The organism is Mesorhizobium sp. M7A.F.Ca.CA.002.04.1.1, assembly GCF_004022805.1.
GTDB lineage: Bacteria > Pseudomonadota > Alphaproteobacteria > Rhizobiales > Rhizobiaceae > Mesorhizobium > Mesorhizobium ciceri.
Genome location: NZ_RZPL01000053.1, coordinates 1 through 14,821 on the forward strand (window position 1 = coordinate 1; position 14,821 = coordinate 14,821).

General features: G+C 63.5%; 17 protein-coding genes. 11 read left to right on the forward strand and 6 right to left on the reverse strand.

Translation table 11 applies throughout. The features are described 5' to 3' along the window. Together ENZ75_RS04890 and ENZ75_RS04895 are read right to left on the reverse strand one after the other, a co-directional pair. The coding region (locus tag ENZ75_RS04890; RefSeq protein ID WP_206617012.1) for a hypothetical protein at positions 1 to 342 on the reverse strand (342 nt) is incomplete at its 3' end. After that, entirely contained in the window at positions 339 to 692 is a 354-nt protein-coding gene (locus ENZ75_RS04895) for a hypothetical protein (protein ID WP_013528880.1), read from the reverse strand. The genes ENZ75_RS04890 and ENZ75_RS04895, both read right to left, overlap by 4 nt. Positions 693 to 1,061: 369 nt before the next feature. On the opposite strand from ENZ75_RS04895, the gene ENZ75_RS04905 reads away from it, so the two are divergent. Beyond that, complete coding sequence (locus ENZ75_RS04905) at positions 1,062 to 1,988, forward strand: AraC family transcriptional regulator (RefSeq protein ID WP_245481127.1); 927 nt, start codon at positions 1,062 to 1,064, stop codon at positions 1,986 to 1,988. 62 nt (positions 1,989 to 2,050) lie between these two features. Here ENZ75_RS04905 and ENZ75_RS04910 read toward each other — a convergent pair whose 3' ends face one another. Next, positions 2,051 to 2,476: an OsmC family protein gene (locus ENZ75_RS04910; protein WP_128277930.1), complete on the reverse strand. Its 426-nt coding sequence runs from the start codon at positions 2,474 to 2,476 to the stop codon at positions 2,051 to 2,053. A gap of 220 nt (positions 2,477 to 2,696) precedes the next feature. On the opposite strand from ENZ75_RS04910, the gene ENZ75_RS04915 reads away from it, so the two are divergent. The 3 genes from ENZ75_RS04915 (at position 2,697) to ENZ75_RS04925 (ending at position 3,939) form a co-directional block, all read left to right on the forward strand. Then, complete coding sequence (locus ENZ75_RS04915; protein WP_063170404.1) at positions 2,697 to 2,918, forward strand: hypothetical protein; 222 nt, start codon at positions 2,697 to 2,699, stop codon at positions 2,916 to 2,918. Beyond that, positions 2,915 to 3,271 (forward strand): YciI family protein, encoded by a 357-nt coding sequence (locus tag ENZ75_RS04920; protein ID WP_063169526.1) that lies wholly within the window; start codon positions 2,915 to 2,917, stop codon positions 3,269 to 3,271. The genes ENZ75_RS04915 and ENZ75_RS04920 overlap by 4 nt, the downstream gene beginning before the upstream one ends. A 140-nt stretch (positions 3,272 to 3,411) precedes the next feature. Continuing rightward, positions 3,412 to 3,939 carry a hypothetical protein gene (locus tag ENZ75_RS04925; protein ID WP_024504998.1) on the forward strand — a complete coding sequence of 176 codons (528 nt, stop codon included), beginning with the start codon at positions 3,412 to 3,414 and terminating at the stop codon, positions 3,937 to 3,939. 10 nt (positions 3,940 to 3,949) lie between these two features. Here ENZ75_RS04925 and ENZ75_RS04930 read toward each other — a convergent pair whose 3' ends face one another. Next, on the reverse strand, positions 3,950 to 5,209 hold the full coding sequence (locus ENZ75_RS04930; protein WP_027163307.1) for a ubiquinone biosynthesis hydroxylase: 1,260 nt from the start codon (positions 5,207 to 5,209) through the stop codon (positions 3,950 to 3,952). A 96-nt stretch (positions 5,210 to 5,305) separates the two neighbouring features. Here ENZ75_RS04930 and tesB point away from each other — a divergent pair, with 96 nt between their 5' ends. The 7 genes from tesB (at position 5,306) to ENZ75_RS04965 (ending at position 13,448) form a co-directional block, all read left to right on the forward strand. Beyond that, a complete protein-coding gene (tesB, locus tag ENZ75_RS04935) occupies positions 5,306 to 6,181 on the forward strand; it encodes an acyl-CoA thioesterase II (RefSeq protein WP_013528888.1) in 876 nt (291 codons plus the stop codon). Positions 6,182 to 6,398: 217 nt separating this feature from the next. After that, positions 6,399 to 6,737, forward strand: a complete 339-nt coding sequence (locus tag ENZ75_RS04940; protein ID WP_013528889.1) for a P-II family nitrogen regulator — start codon at positions 6,399 to 6,401, stop codon at positions 6,735 to 6,737. 205 nt (positions 6,738 to 6,942) lie between these two features. Beyond that, complete coding sequence (locus ENZ75_RS04945) at positions 6,943 to 8,124, forward strand: ammonium transporter (RefSeq protein WP_224619141.1); 1,182 nt, start codon at positions 6,943 to 6,945, stop codon at positions 8,122 to 8,124. 305 nt (positions 8,125 to 8,429) lie between these two features. Beyond that, positions 8,430 to 8,705, forward strand: a complete 276-nt coding sequence (locus ENZ75_RS04950; RefSeq protein ID WP_063170403.1) for a hypothetical protein — start codon at positions 8,430 to 8,432, stop codon at positions 8,703 to 8,705. 259 nt (positions 8,706 to 8,964) lie between these two features. Then, the gene (locus ENZ75_RS04955; protein ID WP_063169525.1) at positions 8,965 to 11,640 is read left to right on the forward strand and encodes a DNA translocase FtsK; all 2,676 of its coding nucleotides are present in this window, start codon (positions 8,965 to 8,967) and stop codon (positions 11,638 to 11,640) included. A gap of 145 nt (positions 11,641 to 11,785) precedes the next feature. Beyond that, positions 11,786 to 12,469: an outer membrane lipoprotein carrier protein LolA gene (locus ENZ75_RS04960; protein ID WP_024505000.1), complete on the forward strand. Its 684-nt coding sequence runs from the start codon at positions 11,786 to 11,788 to the stop codon at positions 12,467 to 12,469. A 172-nt stretch (positions 12,470 to 12,641) separates the two neighbouring features. Then, positions 12,642 to 13,448 (forward strand): exodeoxyribonuclease III, encoded by an 807-nt coding sequence (locus ENZ75_RS04965; protein ID WP_063169524.1) that lies wholly within the window; start codon positions 12,642 to 12,644, stop codon positions 13,446 to 13,448. A gap of 28 nt (positions 13,449 to 13,476) precedes the next feature. Here ENZ75_RS04965 and ENZ75_RS04970 read toward each other — a convergent pair whose 3' ends face one another. Then, on the reverse strand, positions 13,477 to 14,151 hold the full coding sequence (locus ENZ75_RS04970; protein ID WP_063169523.1) for a hypothetical protein: 675 nt from the start codon (positions 14,149 to 14,151) through the stop codon (positions 13,477 to 13,479). 267 nt (positions 14,152 to 14,418) lie between these two features. Beyond that, positions 14,419 to 14,821: hypothetical protein (locus ENZ75_RS04975; RefSeq protein WP_206617013.1), on the reverse strand; the 403-nt coding region annotated here is incomplete at its 5' end.

A 14,821-nucleotide genomic window follows, 5' to 3' on the forward strand; every position in this document is an offset into this window, starting at 1 on the left:
GCGCACGGAGGCCTTGCCGGTTTTCAGGGTCAGCGACCGGACCTGACCGCAGCCGTCGACCAGAGACGATTGGAACAGCGCGTAATAGGTGCGCCCGTCAGCCCCGAAGGTAAAGGTGACGCTGCCGCCGCTGCCTGGATCGCAGTTGCTGAATGTGTCGCAATAATTGCCGCTGGCAACTGCAAAACCCCACTTGCCGACGAGCGCTCCCGGCATCGCACCGAGGCGCGAGCGTGTCGTCGGTCCCTTGCCCTGGCCGTAAGCGCCGCCGGCGCTGAAGGCCAGCCAGCCGGCAAGCCCGACAAGTGCCGCCCGGCAGGCGTGGTGTGACGAGGCCCTCAACATCCTTTGCTCGCAACAAGCTGCCGGAGATAGACAAGCCGCGTGCCGATGACATTGTTGACGATCGCCGTCTTGCCGGCCGGCGCCATGCCGCCGTATTTCTTGACCGACGGCCCATGATTCTTCGCCTCTTCGTAACCTGCCATCAATTGCCGCAGATCCGCACAGGACATCGAGGCGTACTTCGCCTGCTCCTGCGGGCTGATGACGCTCGATTGCGCCATGCCGGCGGAGTTGGCCGCCGCCATGCCGGCCATGCCGACGACCGCAGAAACCGGGTTGATGCCGACGCAGCCCGATAGGCCGAGGCACAGGACCGGTGCCGCCAGGACTGTATGCCGGACGCTCATGGCCGACGCTCCCCACACGGCCGCTTCGGATCGCGATGGTCGGCGACGGTTCCGCCGAGAGCGATGGACAACAGATAGACGCGTGGATTGAAGCCTGCCGAGGCGAGCCCCGACAGTGTCCTGAACAATTGCAAATGATACATCGAACCCCCTTGTGGCTGTTTGCGATGCGCTTCCTGATCGGAAACGCGCTGCAAACTAGGTCCGGCAAAAGCGGGCAGCTTGGACGCAGCGGCCCTAAAAACGGCCCAAACGGCCCTGTATTGACGTTTTCGGAGGCGCGGCGCATATCACGCCGCTTCTGATTGACCTGAGGCATGGGGGATGCCGGTGACGGCGACGATGGGGCCAACCGCCTCGTTCCGACTGATGACGGACGCGCTTCCGGAGCGGGATCGCGTCGAGGTCATGCGCGAGGTCTATGGCCGCACGGTGCTCAAGGTCGATCTCGATCCACTCGGCCCGACGCATGTCGATATGCAGGTGCGCGCGTTGCCTGGCCTCGGCATCGCCACGGGCACGTGTTCGGAATTCCGCGTCCATCATTCGACGTCGCTGATCGACAGCGACGATCTCGTCCTCCTGGTCGCCCTCGATGGCGCAAGCGTGATGAAGCATCGCGGCCGCGAGGAGCCGGTCGGCAACGGCCAGGCGCTGATGATGAGCGGCGAGGAGGTCGGCCTCAATGTCATCCAGCCAGGCGGTCTTCGCTTCGTCAATATGAGCTTCTCGCTCAAGGCACTGTCACCGCTGATCGGCGACCCGGCGCCGGCGCTGATGCAGCCGCTGCCAACCTCCGGCGGGGCGATGCGGCTGCTGCTCGACTATGTCAGGTCGATCCAGGATGCCGGCGACGTGCTGACCCCGGAGGCCTGGCATCTGGCGACGACGCATATTTTCGATCTCGTCGCTCTGGCCATGGGTGCCACCCGAGACGCGGCAGAAATCGCCCGGGGCCGAGGCGTGCGCGTGGCGCGGCTGCGTGCCATCAAGGCCGAAATAACAGCCCATGGCGGCGACCTGTCGGCCGAAGACATCGCCCGCCGTCACCGCCTTTCGGCCCGCTACATCAGAAAACTGTTCGAGAGCGAAGGCACGTCGCTGTCGGATTTCATGCTGTGCCAGCGCCTGTTGCGCGCGCATCGGATGCTCAGCAATCCTCGTCATGCCGGACGCAGCATCACGGCGATCGCCTTCGAGGCAGGCTTCAACGACCTCTCCTATTTCAACCGGGCGTTCCGGCGGCGCTACGGCGCGACGCCATCGGATGTGCGGGCGGCCGCGTTGAAGGGCTGACCGCAAACGAAAACGCCGGCCCAAGGGCCAGCGGTTTCTGGATGAATTTGCCGTTCGGGCCTTCAGCCGAGCTTGGCGTCGAGCGATACGTTTATGGCGCCGAGCGCCTTCGAGACCGGACAGCCGGCCTTGGCCCTTTCGGCCAATTCCTTGAACTTCGCCGCGTCGATGCCCGGGACCTTGCCGACCACTGTGAGGGCGCTGCCGGTGATCCCGGTGCCGGGAACCAGCGTCACCACGGCCTTGGCGTCGAGTTCGGTGGCGCGGGTGCCGTTCTCGGCCAGGAAATGCGAAAACTGCATGGCAAAGCAGCCGGCGTGCGCCGCCGCGATCAGCTCTTCAGGGTTGGTGCCGGATTTGCCGCTCTCGTCCTCGAAGCGCGCTTTGAACGAATAGGGCGTGCCCTTCAGGGTTCCGCTCTGGGTGTCGAGCGTGCCCGTGCCCTCTTTCAGATTGCCTTTCCAGACGGCGTTTGCGGTGCGGTCCATGAATTCCTCCTTATTACAGCGGTGGCGCCGGCCAGGCGGCGTTCCTCCCAACTATAGCGCGGGCGCGAGGGAAGGCCACCGCGCTGTTTGCGCGCGCATGCAGCACCGGCGAGCCCCACCGAATCTTTTTTGAAAAAAATGTGCGTGCAAAATGTCGACTTGCATCGGCCCCGAGCGTCCTGCGGGCGGCCACAGATTCTCGTGGCGGATGGAGGTTCGCATGAACAATCTGTTTTCTGCCCATTGGACAAGCACCTGCCGAACGGCTGATCCAGGGAAAAGCGGCCCGCTGCATGTGCCGCCCTCCGGCTTCGGCCGGCTGCTTGCGGCAGTTGCAATCATCGGCATTGCGGTCAGCCTTCTCGACCATGTCGCTGCCGGCAAGAACTCAACCGATACCGTGATCGCCTATGGTTCGTCACAGCAAGGGAGCTGGAAATGAAATATGTCTGTCTGGTCTATGGCGAGGAAAACGACCTCCATGCCATGACGCCGGAGCGTCTGGCCAAGCTCGATGCCGATTCGATGGCTCATGACCGGTCATTGGATCATCGTGGGGTGCTGATCGTCGCGCAGGCGCTGCAATCGGTGAAAACGTCGAAGACGGTGCGGCGACGCCAGGGCAAGCGGCTGATCACCGACGGCCCGTTCGCCGAAACCAAGGAGCAGTTGCTTGGCTTCGTCATGATCGAGGCCGACAATCTCGACCAGGCGCTGGAGATCGCCGGCGAGATCCCGCTGGCCGAAATCGGCACCATCGAGGTGCGGGCGATCTACAGTGTGCCGGGGTCATAGCCCCCGCCATGTGCTACAGCCACGCGGAAACCAAGGCGTTCGATTGAACGATCGTCCCGGTTCATTTGGTGCGCAACTTTTGCGTGTTGAAGCAAGGCGAGAGTTCTCCTATCGTCGCCGGGGTTCTTGGGGATTTCGACATGCCTTTCCTGATTGCTATCCTTGGCGTGATGGGCGCGGCGGCGTTCTGGTGGTACCGGATGAAGGCGATGAACGACGCGGCTCGCGAGGTTGCGGACGTTGTCGGGCGCGTGCAGGGCAACATCCGTCGCAAGAAGCTGCGCAAGCAGGCGGCTCTGTCGCCTCTGACGGCGATCGATGATCCGGTCGTAGCGGCGGCTACGCTGATCACATCAATCGTCTCCGAGGATGGGCCCATCCTGCCGCAGCGCGAGGCTGTCATCCGCGCGGTGATTTCCGAGATCGCCGACAAGAAGAAGACCGACGAGGCGGTGATCTACGCCAAATGGGCGGCGGCGCAGGTCGACGACACCACCGTCGTCATCGACAAGCTGGCGCCGTTCCTGCGCGAACGCCTCGATGTCGCCGAGCGGAACGATCTGCTGCAGATGGTCAACCGCGCCGCCCAGGGCGGGGAAAAACGCCTCGAAATATCCGACCAGAGGATATTGCGGCTGCGGCAGAAGCTGGGTTTCGAGGTCAACTGAGCGATAGCGCTCAGATCGCCTCGCCCTTCAACAATCGCGGCGTGCTGGCGGACAACCCCGACGCCTGCCGGATAAAAAAATCCTTCAGGCGCGGCATGCGTTCGACAAGGCCGAGGCCGATGTCGCGGACGGTTCGCAGCGGGCCGATATCGTTGGAAAACAGCCGATTCAGCGCGTCCGTGGTGATGCCCATCTGCACCGTGTCGAAGCGGCGCCACTGCTGGTAGCGTTCGAGGACGTCGAGCGCGCCGATGTCCTGGCCGAGCCGGTCGGCCTCGACGATCACCTCGGCAAGGGCCGCGACATCCTTGAAGCCGAGATTGAGGCCCTGGCCGGCGATCGGGTGGATGCCGTGGGCGGCATCGCCGGCGAGTGCGATGCGGGGCGCGACGAAAGCACGCGCAATGGTCAAGCCGAGCGGCCAGGCGCGCGGCGCATCAGTAACGCGGATCTCGCCAAGCTTCAGGCCAAAACGCTGCTCGAGTTCGTGTTCGAACAGGAGATCGTCACCGGCCACCAGCTTCTCGGCATCGGGCGTACGCTCGACCCAGACGATCGACGAGCGGTTGGTGCCGTCCTCACCGGGTTTGAGCGGCAATGTGGCGAAAGGCCCGGCCGGCAGGAAATGCTCTTCGGCGCGACCATTGTGCGGGCGTTCATGCGCTACCGTGCAGACGATGCCGGACTGGCCATATTCCCACTTCACCGTCTTGATGCCGGCCATGTCGCGCAGCTTCGAGTTGACGCCGTCGGCGGCGACCAGCAGCCGCGCCTTCAGCGCTGCGCCGTCGGCGAGATGCACGGTGATGCCACTGCCGTTGGTCTCGAAGCCCTGCACCGCGACGCCTTCGATGATATCGATGCCGAGCCTTTCGGCGCTGGCCCGCAAGGCGCCGTTCAGCACCTTGTTGGCGACCATATGCGCAAAGGGCTCGCCCGGCGCCACTTCGCCGCCGAAGGTCAGGAAGACCGGACGCACCGGATCGGCGGTGCGCGAATCGGTGATGATCATCTCAGTGATCGCCTGCGCCTGGGGTGCGATCTCGGCCCACACGCCGAGCTGGTCGAGCATGCGGCAGGCGGCAGCGGCAATGGCCGAGGCGCGGCCATCCCTTTGCCAGGCGCCAGCAGGTGCCGCATCGACGAGAGCGATGGCGAGGCCCGGTCGCGCCTGTTTCAGCGATACGGCGGCGGCCAGGCCGACATAGCCGGCGCCGGCGACCAGGACATCGAGCCCGGATCTGTTTTTCGTGTCCGCCTTGCGTTCCATCATCTTCGCTCCTGCGCCGGCCGGGTCTTGCGCCCTTGACTGCCTGTCCGTCCTGTCGGAAACCGCCATAACACTTCTGCGGCGAGGGCGCGAAATATGACGGCAGCCATGGACGAGCTTCTCGGCATTCTCGACCTCGAGAAGCTGGAACACAATCTGTATCGTGGTCGCAGCCCGCTGCTCGACTGGCAGCGCGTGTTCGGCGGCCAGACCATCGCCCAGGCGCTGGTGGCGGCGCAGCGGACAGTGGATCCCGATCGGTACGTGCATTCGCTGCACGGCTATTTCATGCGGCCCGGCGACACCAAGGTGCCGATCGTCTACGAGGTCGACCGCATTCGCGACGGCGGCTCCTTCACCACGCGGCGCGTGGTGGCGGTCCAGCACGGCCAGGCGATCTTTTCGCTCGAAGCCTCGTTCCAGCAGGATGAGGTCGGCCTGGAGCACCAGGTGCCGATGCCGCAGGACGTTCCGGGGCCGGACACATTGCTGTCGCAACGCGAATTGCTGGGCAAATTCGGCGAGGCGGTGCCCGATGGGATCAAACGCTACTGGGAGCGCGACCGGCCGATCGAGATGAAGCCGGTGATGCTGAAGCATTACACCAGCCGCGAAAAGCTGGAGCCAAAGCAGAACATCTGGATCCGCACCACCGGTCCGGTGCCGGCGGACCGCGCCATCCAGGCAGCGGTGCTCGCCTATCTCTCCGACATGACGCTGCTCGACACATCGACCTTCGCGCATGGCCGCGCCATTTTCGATCGCGATATCCAGGCGGCGAGCCTCGACCACGCCATGTGGTTCCACCGCAGCCATGCGCTCGACGACTGGATGCTCTACACGCAGGACAGCCCGTCGACGCAGGGCTCGCGCGGCTTTACACGCGGCTCGCTGTTTGCCCGCGACGGTACGCTGATTGCCTCGGTTGCGCAGGAAGGGCTGATCCGGCTCAAGCGATCGCCTGCAGAGTAGGCATTTTTCGAAATTTGCCCAATTTTTAAGCAGGCGTATCGCCGCAGCTGTGGGCAGGTTGCGTCGGCGCACTCCCTAATCTCTTTGTTTACAGTGGGTTAACACCCTGCTTCCGCACTTGGCACGGAGCTTGAATCCTTGTGGGCACTCTCCGGCTCTTTGGGATCGGTGAAGGTGTACAAACGCGGGGGACCGCAACAGCAAAGGGTGAAACCTTATGAAAATCGTGATGGCAATCATCAAGCCGTTCAAGCTCGACGAGGTACGCGAAGCGCTCACCGCCGTCGGCATCCAGGGCCTGACCGTCACCGAAGTCAAAGGCTACGGGCGTCAGAAAGGGCATACGGAGATCTATCGCGGGGCGGAATACGCGGTCAGCTTCCTGCCGAAGATCAAGATCGAAGTCGCGGTCAGTGCCGACATGGTCGACAAGGCCGTCGAAGCCATCACCGCAGCCGCCAAGACCGGCCAGATCGGCGACGGCAAGATCTTCGTTTTCGGCATCGATCAGGCGGTGCGCATCCGCACCGGCGAAACAGACACCGACGCGCTCTGAGCGGCGATCACGTATTCCAATGGAGAGTTCAATGAATATTCCTTCCACCTTGAAGACGACGGGACGAGCTGCCCTTTTGGGTTCGCTTACTCTCGCAGCATTGGGCACGGTTGCCGCCTTCGCACAGGAAGCGGCACCGGCCGCAGCCGCGGCCGCGCCGGCTGCTGCCCCGACCCCGGTGCTCGACACCGGCAACACCGCCTGGATGCTGACCTCGACGGCGCTGGTGCTGATGATGACCATTCCGGGCCTGGCGCTGTTCTACGGCGGCATGGTGCGCAAGAAGAACGTGCTCGCCACCGTCATGCAGAGCTTCGCCATCACCTGCCTGGTGACGGTGCTGTGGTTCATGTTCGGCTATTCGCTGGCCTTCTCGGACGGCGGCGGCGTGAACAGCTATATCGGCGGCACCTCGAAGTTCTTCCATCACGGCATCACCACGGCCTCGCTGTGGCTGCCGGGCGTCGCCAACATTCCTGAATTCGTGTTCTCGATGTTCCAGATGACATTCGCCATCATCACGCCGGCGCTCATTGCCGGCGCCTTCGCCGAACGCATGAAGTTCTCGGCGCTGCTGATCTTCATGGCGTTGTGGCTGCTGGTCGTCTACGTGCCGATCGCGCATTGGGTCTGGGGTGGCGGCTTCCTCGGATCGGCGGGCGTGCTCGACTTTGCCGGCGGTACGGTCGTTCACATCAACGCCGGTGTCGCCGGTCTGGTCTGTGCGCTGGTTCTCGGCAAGCGCGAAGGCTATGGCACCACCAACATGGCGCCGCATAACCTGGTCTATTCGGTGATCGGCGCTTCACTGCTGTGGGTTGGCTGGTTCGGCTTCAACGCCGGTTCGGAACTGGCAGCCGACGGTCTTGCCGGCGCTGCCATGCTCAACACCCAGGTTGCCACCGCCGCGGCGGCACTGGCCTGGATGTTCGCCGAATGGATCGTCGCCAAGAAGCCTTCCGTGCTCGGCATCATCTCGGGTGCGGTTGCCGGCCTGGTCGCGGTGACGCCGGCTTCCGGCTTCGTCAACCCGACCGGTGCCTTCATCGTCGGCATCGTCGCAGGCGTCGTCTGCTACCTCTCGGCGGTCAAGGTCAAGCACATGTTCGGCTATGACGACTCGCTCGACGCCTTCGGCGTGCATGGCGTCGGCGGTGTGGTCGGCGCTCTGCTCACCGGCGTGCTCGCCGACCCGGCGATCAACAGCCTCGGCGCAGGTGCTTCGCTCGGCAAGCAGATCTACGGCGTTGCCGTCACCATCGTGTGGACCGGCATTGCCACCTTCGTGCTCCTCTACATCGTCAAGGCGCTTGTCGGCCTGCGCCCGACGACCCAGGAAGAGGTCGAAGGCCTCGACATCTCCCAGCATGGCGAAGTGGTGCCGTAAGGGCGGAACCCTCCTCCCGCCGGCCCCATATCTCCACGCAATTCCGAATGGAAAGCGCTGCACAGTTCTCCTGGAATTGCTTTGAAAGATCCCGTCGTGACGCTCCCGAAAGGAGTTCACGCATTGAGGCCCGGATCGCATCCGGGCCTCTTTTTTTGGCAAGCCATTCCGGCAATGCCCGGCTTCACGCAATCACGTTCGCGTGATCATGTTTTTTGAGGAAACAACGACCGCTCTGGTTCCGAACCGTGGGGACGATCGTCGTTCTGACGCTCGTGCCAAACAACAGGGAAGGAAACCATCTCATGAACCTCAAGAACATCTGTCTCGGAGCGCTTGCTCTTTCCATGATCGGCGGCGTGGCGTTTGCCGGTGCTCTGGACGAGCCCGACAACATGGCGCCGTTCTTCACGGATTCCGGCATGAAAACCATGAAGCCGATGGCGGGCTTCAAGACAGCTTTCATGGCCATGCCGATGGAAAAGCAGGAAGCGATGAAGAAGGAATGCCAGGATGCGGCGATGAGCAAGCCGCATGCGGAATTCTGCGCCAATGTGCAGGCGCTCGGCGGCGCCAACTGATTTGCCGCGATCGGGCCGAGGCCCGATCTCCGTTCAGACGACCAATGGCGGGCCGGCAGCCCGCCATTGTTTCGTTCGATGGAGCTCCATCGGTCCGTCGTCCATCATTGCCTCATACGGCTCAACCGGCGGTAATGAGGTTTGAGCGTCTCAACCTCTTATAGTTAATGCGCCCTTAACCTTCCCACCGATAGTCTGAGACCCGAATCTGCCGGAGTGCGCCACGCACCCGGCGAGTCCACGACAGACGGGGAAGAGCATGCGTTCAGGGGCTTCAGCACCGCTCGCGCTGGCCGATACGGGGCACGGCATCCAGGCGTTCGCGCGGCGTCAGGTCGGGCGGCTGGTTGGCGTCGGCCTGTTCGCGCTGGCCGCCTTTGGCGTTGCCAGCCTTGCCACCTGGAATGTCGCCGATCCGAGTTTTTCCCACGCGACGAACAACTCCGTCACCAACGCCATGGGCTATGCGGGTGCCGTGTTCTCCGACCTCGCCATGCAGTTCTTCGGCCTCGCCGCCGTCGCCGCCCTGGTTCCGACGGTCATCTGGGGCTTCCTGCTGTTTTCCGCGCGCGGTGTCGACAGGCTGCCCAAGCGCGGGTTGTCCTGGTTCGGCTTCGCGCTGCTGGCCGCGGCGATGGTCGGCTGCGTGGTGCCGCCCAAGACCTGGCCGCTGCCCACCGGCCTCGGCGGCGTGTTCGGCGACATGGTGCTGAAGATCCCCGGTGTCGTCATCGGCGGCTATCCGACCGGGCTGATCGCCAGCATCATCGCCATCCTGCTGTCGGCGCCCGCACTGTGGCTCTTCGCCCATGGCTCGGCGCTGATCGGACGCAAGAACGGCTTTGCCGTGATGGAGGACGAGCCCGCCGTCGATCCGCGCGAGGACGACCTTTTGTTCGACAATGACGAGGACGAAGGCGACGAGGGCATCCTGGCGCTCGGCGCCATCACCCATTGGTGGCTGTCGCTGCGCGCGTGGATGCACCGCCGCGCCGTGCGCCGCAGGCAGGAGCGGGACGAGTACGAGCCGGAGATGGAGCAGCGCTCCACCGCCTGGCGCCGCGCCGCCGAACGGGTCGAATCGGCCGAGTTCGCCGAGCAGCGGATGAGCCAGGATGGCCGCGCCCGCGTCGAGCCGGAATTCTTCGCCGCCATGGTCAACGACCGCAGCGCCTCGCTCGACCCCGACGATGCCGATATCTTCGACGACCGCTTCGACAATGCGGGCGAGGATGCCGATTTCGACGATGAGCCTGTCGTGCAACGCCGAGGCGCGCCGACCGCCAAGGTACAGCCGTTCCGTTCCGATGCCGCCACGCGCGTCGAGGCGCCGGCGGCGCGCCCCGTGCCCGGCGCCCGTGTGCAGCGCGAGGCGCAGACATCGCTGATCGGCTCTGAAAAATTCGAAATGCCGTCGCTGCACTTCCTCTCCGAGCCGAAGAACGTGGTGCGCGACGCCAGCCTGTCCAAGGACGCGCTGGAACAGAACGCGCGCCTGCTCGAAGGCGTGCTGGAGGATTTCGGCGTCAAGGGCGAGATCATCGCCGTCCGTCCGGGTCCGGTCGTCACGCTCTATGAGCTCGAACCGGCGCCCGGCATCAAATCGTCGCGCGTCATCGGCCTGTCCGACGACATCGCCCGCTCGATGAGCGCCATCGCCTGCCGCGTCGCGGTGGTGCCCGGCCGCAACGCCATCGGCATCGAACTGCCGAACGCCAAGCGCGAAACCGTCTATCTCAGGGAGATCCTGGCCAGCCGCGACTTCGAGACGACGAAGGCCAAGCTGGCACTGGCGCTGGGCAAGACCATCAATGGCGAGGCGGTCATCGTCGACATCGCCAAGATGCCGCACGTGCTGGTCGCCGGCACCACCGGCTCGGGCAAGTCGGTCGCCATCAACACCATGATCCTGTCGCTGCTCTACCGGCTGACGCCGCAGGATTGCCGGCTGATCATGATCGATCCGAAGATGCTGGAACTCTCGGTCTATGACGGCATCCCGCATCTGCTGACGCCCGTCGTCACCGATCCGAAGAAGGCGGTGGTGGCGCTGAAATGGACCGTGCGCGAGATGGAGGACCGCTACCGCAAAATGTCCAAGGTCGGCGTGCGCAACATCGACGGCTTCAACGCCCGTGTCAGCCAGGCGGACAAGAAGGGTGAGAAGATCTCGCGCACCGTTCAGACCGGCTTCGACCGCCAGACCGGCGAGGCGATCTACGAGACCGAGAACCTCGATCTCGAGCCGATGCCTTATATCGTCGTCATCATCGACGAGATGGCCGACCTGATGATGGTCGCCGGCAAGGACATCGAAGGTGCCGTGCAGCGCCTGGCGCAGATGGCGCGCGCCGCCGGCATCCATGTCATCATGGCAACGCAGCGGCCGTCGGTCGACGTCATCACCGGCACCATCAAGGCCAATTTCCCGACCCGCATCTCCTTCCAGGTGACGTCGAAGATCGACAGCCGCACCATTCTGGGCGAGCAGGGCGCCGAGCAGCTGCTCGGCATGGGCGACATGCTCTACATGGCCGGCGGCGGCCGTATCCAGCGCGTGCACGGCCCGTTCGTCGCCGATGAAGAGGTCGAGAAGATCGTCGCGCATCTGAAGCTGCAGGGCGTGCCGGAGTATCTCGACGCCATCACCGAGGATGATGGCGAGGATGACGACGAGCCGTCAGGCAAGGGTGGAGCGAGCGGCGGTGGCGGCAACAGCAATTTCGAGGATTCCGACGATCCTTACGATCAAGCGGTCTCCGTGGTGCTGCGCGATGGCAAGGCCTCGACCAGCTATATCCAGCGCCGGCTGGGCATCGGCTATAACCGCGCTGCCTCGATCATCGAGAAGATGGAGAAGGAAGGTATCGTCGGCCCGGCCAACCATGCCGGCAAGCGCGAGATCCTGGTGCCGACCGAAGAGGACAAGTTCTGACCAGAAAGCCTGACCCTTGCGACATCCGGCAACCTTGAACCTTTCAAGGCGTTGAAGCGACCAAGGGACGCCCGACCCGCCAAATTTCAGCCCAACTGGGGGTCCAAGCACAGAACAACTCAGGAATCAGACGAGAGTGACCGACATGAAAAACGATCTTTCAGCGCTCAGCACATTTGCTCCATCCCGGCGTCAGTTGCTGGGCCTCGGTCTGGCGTTTGCAGGGGCGGCAGCCTTCAACGCGGTGCCCGGCTTCCAGGTGCTGGCCTCGGCGCAGGCGGCTGTGCCGGCCGCTGCGCAGAAGATCGCCGACCACTTTTCCTCGGTCAAATCGATGAGCGGCGAATTCGTGCAGTTCGGCCCCAAGGGCGAGCAGACCGGCGGCAAGTTCTTCCTCGAACGGCCGGGCAAGATCCGCTTCAACTACGACGGCTCTTCGAACTTCCGGGTGATTTCAGACGGCCAGTCGGTGGTCATCCTGAACAAGAGGCTCAACACGTCCGATCTCTATCCGCTGTCGAAGACACCCTTGAAGCTGCTGCTCGACAACAGGATCGACCTCTCCGGCGACCGCGTCAAAAGCGTCAAGCAGGAGGACGACCTCACAACCATCCAGCTCGCCGACAAATCGGTGTTCGGCAATTCGAAGATCACCATGATGTTCGATCCGAAAACCTTCGACTTGCGGCAGTGGACGATCACCGACGCGCAGGGCAAGGATACGACGGTGATGATCTTCAACACCAAGGAAGGCGTCAGCTTCGCGCCGGATACTTTCGCCATCGACTACACGGCGAACCGCGAGCTCAACACCAACAAGGCGCGCTAGCTTCAAACGCTCCAATAGCTGTGGAAAGCACCGGGCCGCGCCTCGTCGAGCGTTGCCCGGCTTGTCTTTGCGGCTTGCGGCTGGCAATTTCCCGGACCGACTCCGTCAAAAGGCGTCTTCCCCGCCGGGACCCATCGGTTCTGGCCGGTTGCACGCTGTCCTGGATTGCCAAATGCCCTTCTCCATCGCCACCTGGAACATCAACTCCGTTCGCCTTCGCATGCCGATCGTCGAGCGCCTGCTCGTCGAGCATGCGCCCGACGTGCTGTGCCTGCAGGAAACCAAGGTTCCCGACGAACTGTTCCCCGAGAAGGCTTTCCGCAAGCTCGGCTACGAGCACATCGCCTTCCATGGCCAGAAGGGCTACCACGGCGTAGCAACCGTGGCGCGGCGGCCGATCGAATTGGTCGAAAAGCGACGCTTTTGCGAAATCGAGGACAGCCGGCACCTCTCGGTGACGGTGCGGGCCGGCGGCAAGGCGATCCTGCTGCATAATTTCTACGTCCCGGCGGGCGGCGACGAACCGGATCCCGTCATCAACAGGAAGTTCAAGCACAAGCTCGATTTCGTTGCCGAGATGAATGCCATCCGGGCAGAACATGACGAGGTGTCCGGCTCGGTGCTGGTCGGCGACCTCAACATCGCCCCGCTCGAACATGACGTCTGGTCGCACAAGCAATTGCTCAACGTGGTCAGCCACACGCCGGTCGAGACGGAAAATTTCGAGGCGATGCGTCGCGCCGGCAACTGGGCCGACCTGATGCGGCTCAACGTGCCGGATGAGCAGAAGCTCTACACCTGGTGGAGCTATCGCGCGCAGGATTGGGAGCTGTCCAATCGCGGCCGCCGCCTCGACCACGTCTGGTCGTCGCCGAACCTTGTGCCCAGCTTTTCCGGCTACGAGATCCTGCGTCTGGCGCGCGGCTGGGAGCGCCCGTCGGACCATGTGCCTGTCATCGCGCGGTTCGATCTGGACTAGTCTGGTCGAAAATGCCCGCGTGCGGCAGTCAGTCTGTAGAGTTGGGACCGGCTGGATCCACCCACGGGCGGCCCAATCGTGTCACCATCGCCGCGTACCCAACGGCACCTGCCGCCCAGAGGAAGATGCCAAGCTCTTTGACGACGTCCTCGGCGATGGCGGCCGCAGAACCGGGGGTAGGAAACAGCTCTCCGAGCTGGTCGATCGATGCTGACATCGCCAGCAGGAAGCCTGCGGCCACAAAGATGATCGTGCCGTCGAATGTTTTCCGTCGCAGCCGGAAGAACCAGAACAACCCGGCGGCGGCGTAGGCAATCATCGGAACGATCTCCGGTATCCCAACAATGGGCAGCACGTCCTCATGGATCAACAACAGGTCATCGAGGCCCAAGAGGAGGGTAAGGCCGCCGAGAAACGTGCAATCCCATCGGCGCGTGAGCAGGCCAGCAAACAGGGTTGCGGCGCCGGAGCCGATCCATAGCGAAGCACCCAGGGACGAAATCCACCCCGTATAGAAACCGACTCCGGCGGCTGCGGATGGATCTCGATAAAAGATCCACGCGTCCAGACCACGAATTTGCGCGACGGACAGCGCGGCCAAGAGCATCGCAACGTTAATCGCCGCCGCCGCCACCACGACCAAGCGCCAGGCTATTGTCCATTCGCCGCCATGCTTTGTGTTCGGCGCGCTGTTCTCTGGCATTAGCTATTCTCATTGAGGACTGAGAGGAACTCCATTGGAATCAAAGATCAAGAAGTGCTGACCTATGCCTAATCCATTACGATGGCTGCCAGTTCTGCCGCGCCGAGAACTCCGCCTGCATTGTGCCGGTGGTCAGCATCGAACGGTTGCAGCGCTTCGCTCCACCGAACCCATTGTACCATGGCGCCGATGTTCAGGGGAGGCCGGCCTGCAAATGCCCGACCTGAATCCCAGCACGCTTCGAAGCGCGTCCAAATAAATTCGAACTCAAACGGCGCGCTTCACGTCTTCACGCATGTCGTTGCCCCAGGGCTGCTGCGCTGACAGGCCTGCGAGATCCGGTAGATGGGGATGGTCGCGGCGGCGTGTCGCCAGCATCCGTTGCGCCGCTTCGATGATTGTCGGCGCCGGGACATCGGCGACCAGGCCGGTCGGGCTGGCATGGCGGGTCGCGATCACGTCCACGCAGTTCGAAAGCGGCCTCCAACGGGCCATGTTGGCGCCGCCATTGAGGATAACCATCGGCGTCATCACCGTTGCCATGAGATGTGCGGTACCGCCTTCGGCGCCGATGTAAAGATCGGCAAACTCGCCGAGCGCCAGCAAGATGTCACCGATATCGACACCTCCGATCGCGGCGGAATCGACAAGCCGCAGCTTCGGCACGCGC

Excerpts from the sequence above, each read along its gene's own strand:
- ENZ75_RS04895 (WP_013528880.1), bottom strand. The coding sequence starts at position 692 with ATGAGCGTCCGGCATACAGTCCTGGCGGCACCGGTCCTGTGCCTCGGC.
- ENZ75_RS04905 (WP_245481127.1), top strand. The coding sequence starts at position 1,062 with ATGACGGACGCGCTTCCGGAGCGGGATCGCGTCGAGGTCATGCGCGAG.
- ENZ75_RS04910 (WP_128277930.1), bottom strand. The coding sequence starts at position 2,476 with ATGGACCGCACCGCAAACGCCGTCTGGAAAGGCAATCTGAAAGAGGGC.
- ENZ75_RS04915 (WP_063170404.1), top strand. The coding sequence starts at position 2,697 with ATGAACAATCTGTTTTCTGCCCATTGGACAAGCACCTGCCGAACGGCT.
- ENZ75_RS04920 (WP_063169526.1), top strand. The coding sequence starts at position 2,915 with ATGAAATATGTCTGTCTGGTCTATGGCGAGGAAAACGACCTCCATGCC.
- ENZ75_RS04925 (WP_024504998.1), top strand. The coding sequence starts at position 3,412 with ATGCCTTTCCTGATTGCTATCCTTGGCGTGATGGGCGCGGCGGCGTTC.
- ENZ75_RS04930 (WP_027163307.1), bottom strand. The coding sequence starts at position 5,209 with ATGGAACGCAAGGCGGACACGAAAAACAGATCCGGGCTCGATGTCCTG.
- tesB (WP_013528888.1), top strand. The coding sequence starts at position 5,306 with ATGACGGCAGCCATGGACGAGCTTCTCGGCATTCTCGACCTCGAGAAG.
- ENZ75_RS04940 (WP_013528889.1), top strand. The coding sequence starts at position 6,399 with ATGAAAATCGTGATGGCAATCATCAAGCCGTTCAAGCTCGACGAGGTA.
- ENZ75_RS04945 (WP_224619141.1), top strand. The coding sequence starts at position 6,943 with ATGCTGACCTCGACGGCGCTGGTGCTGATGATGACCATTCCGGGCCTG.
- ENZ75_RS04950 (WP_063170403.1), top strand. The coding sequence starts at position 8,430 with ATGAACCTCAAGAACATCTGTCTCGGAGCGCTTGCTCTTTCCATGATC.
- ENZ75_RS04955 (WP_063169525.1), top strand. The coding sequence starts at position 8,965 with ATGCGTTCAGGGGCTTCAGCACCGCTCGCGCTGGCCGATACGGGGCAC.
- ENZ75_RS04960 (WP_024505000.1), top strand. The coding sequence starts at position 11,786 with ATGAAAAACGATCTTTCAGCGCTCAGCACATTTGCTCCATCCCGGCGT.
- ENZ75_RS04965 (WP_063169524.1), top strand. The coding sequence starts at position 12,642 with ATGCCCTTCTCCATCGCCACCTGGAACATCAACTCCGTTCGCCTTCGC.
- ENZ75_RS04970 (WP_063169523.1), bottom strand. The coding sequence starts at position 14,151 with ATGCCAGAGAACAGCGCGCCGAACACAAAGCATGGCGGCGAATGGACA.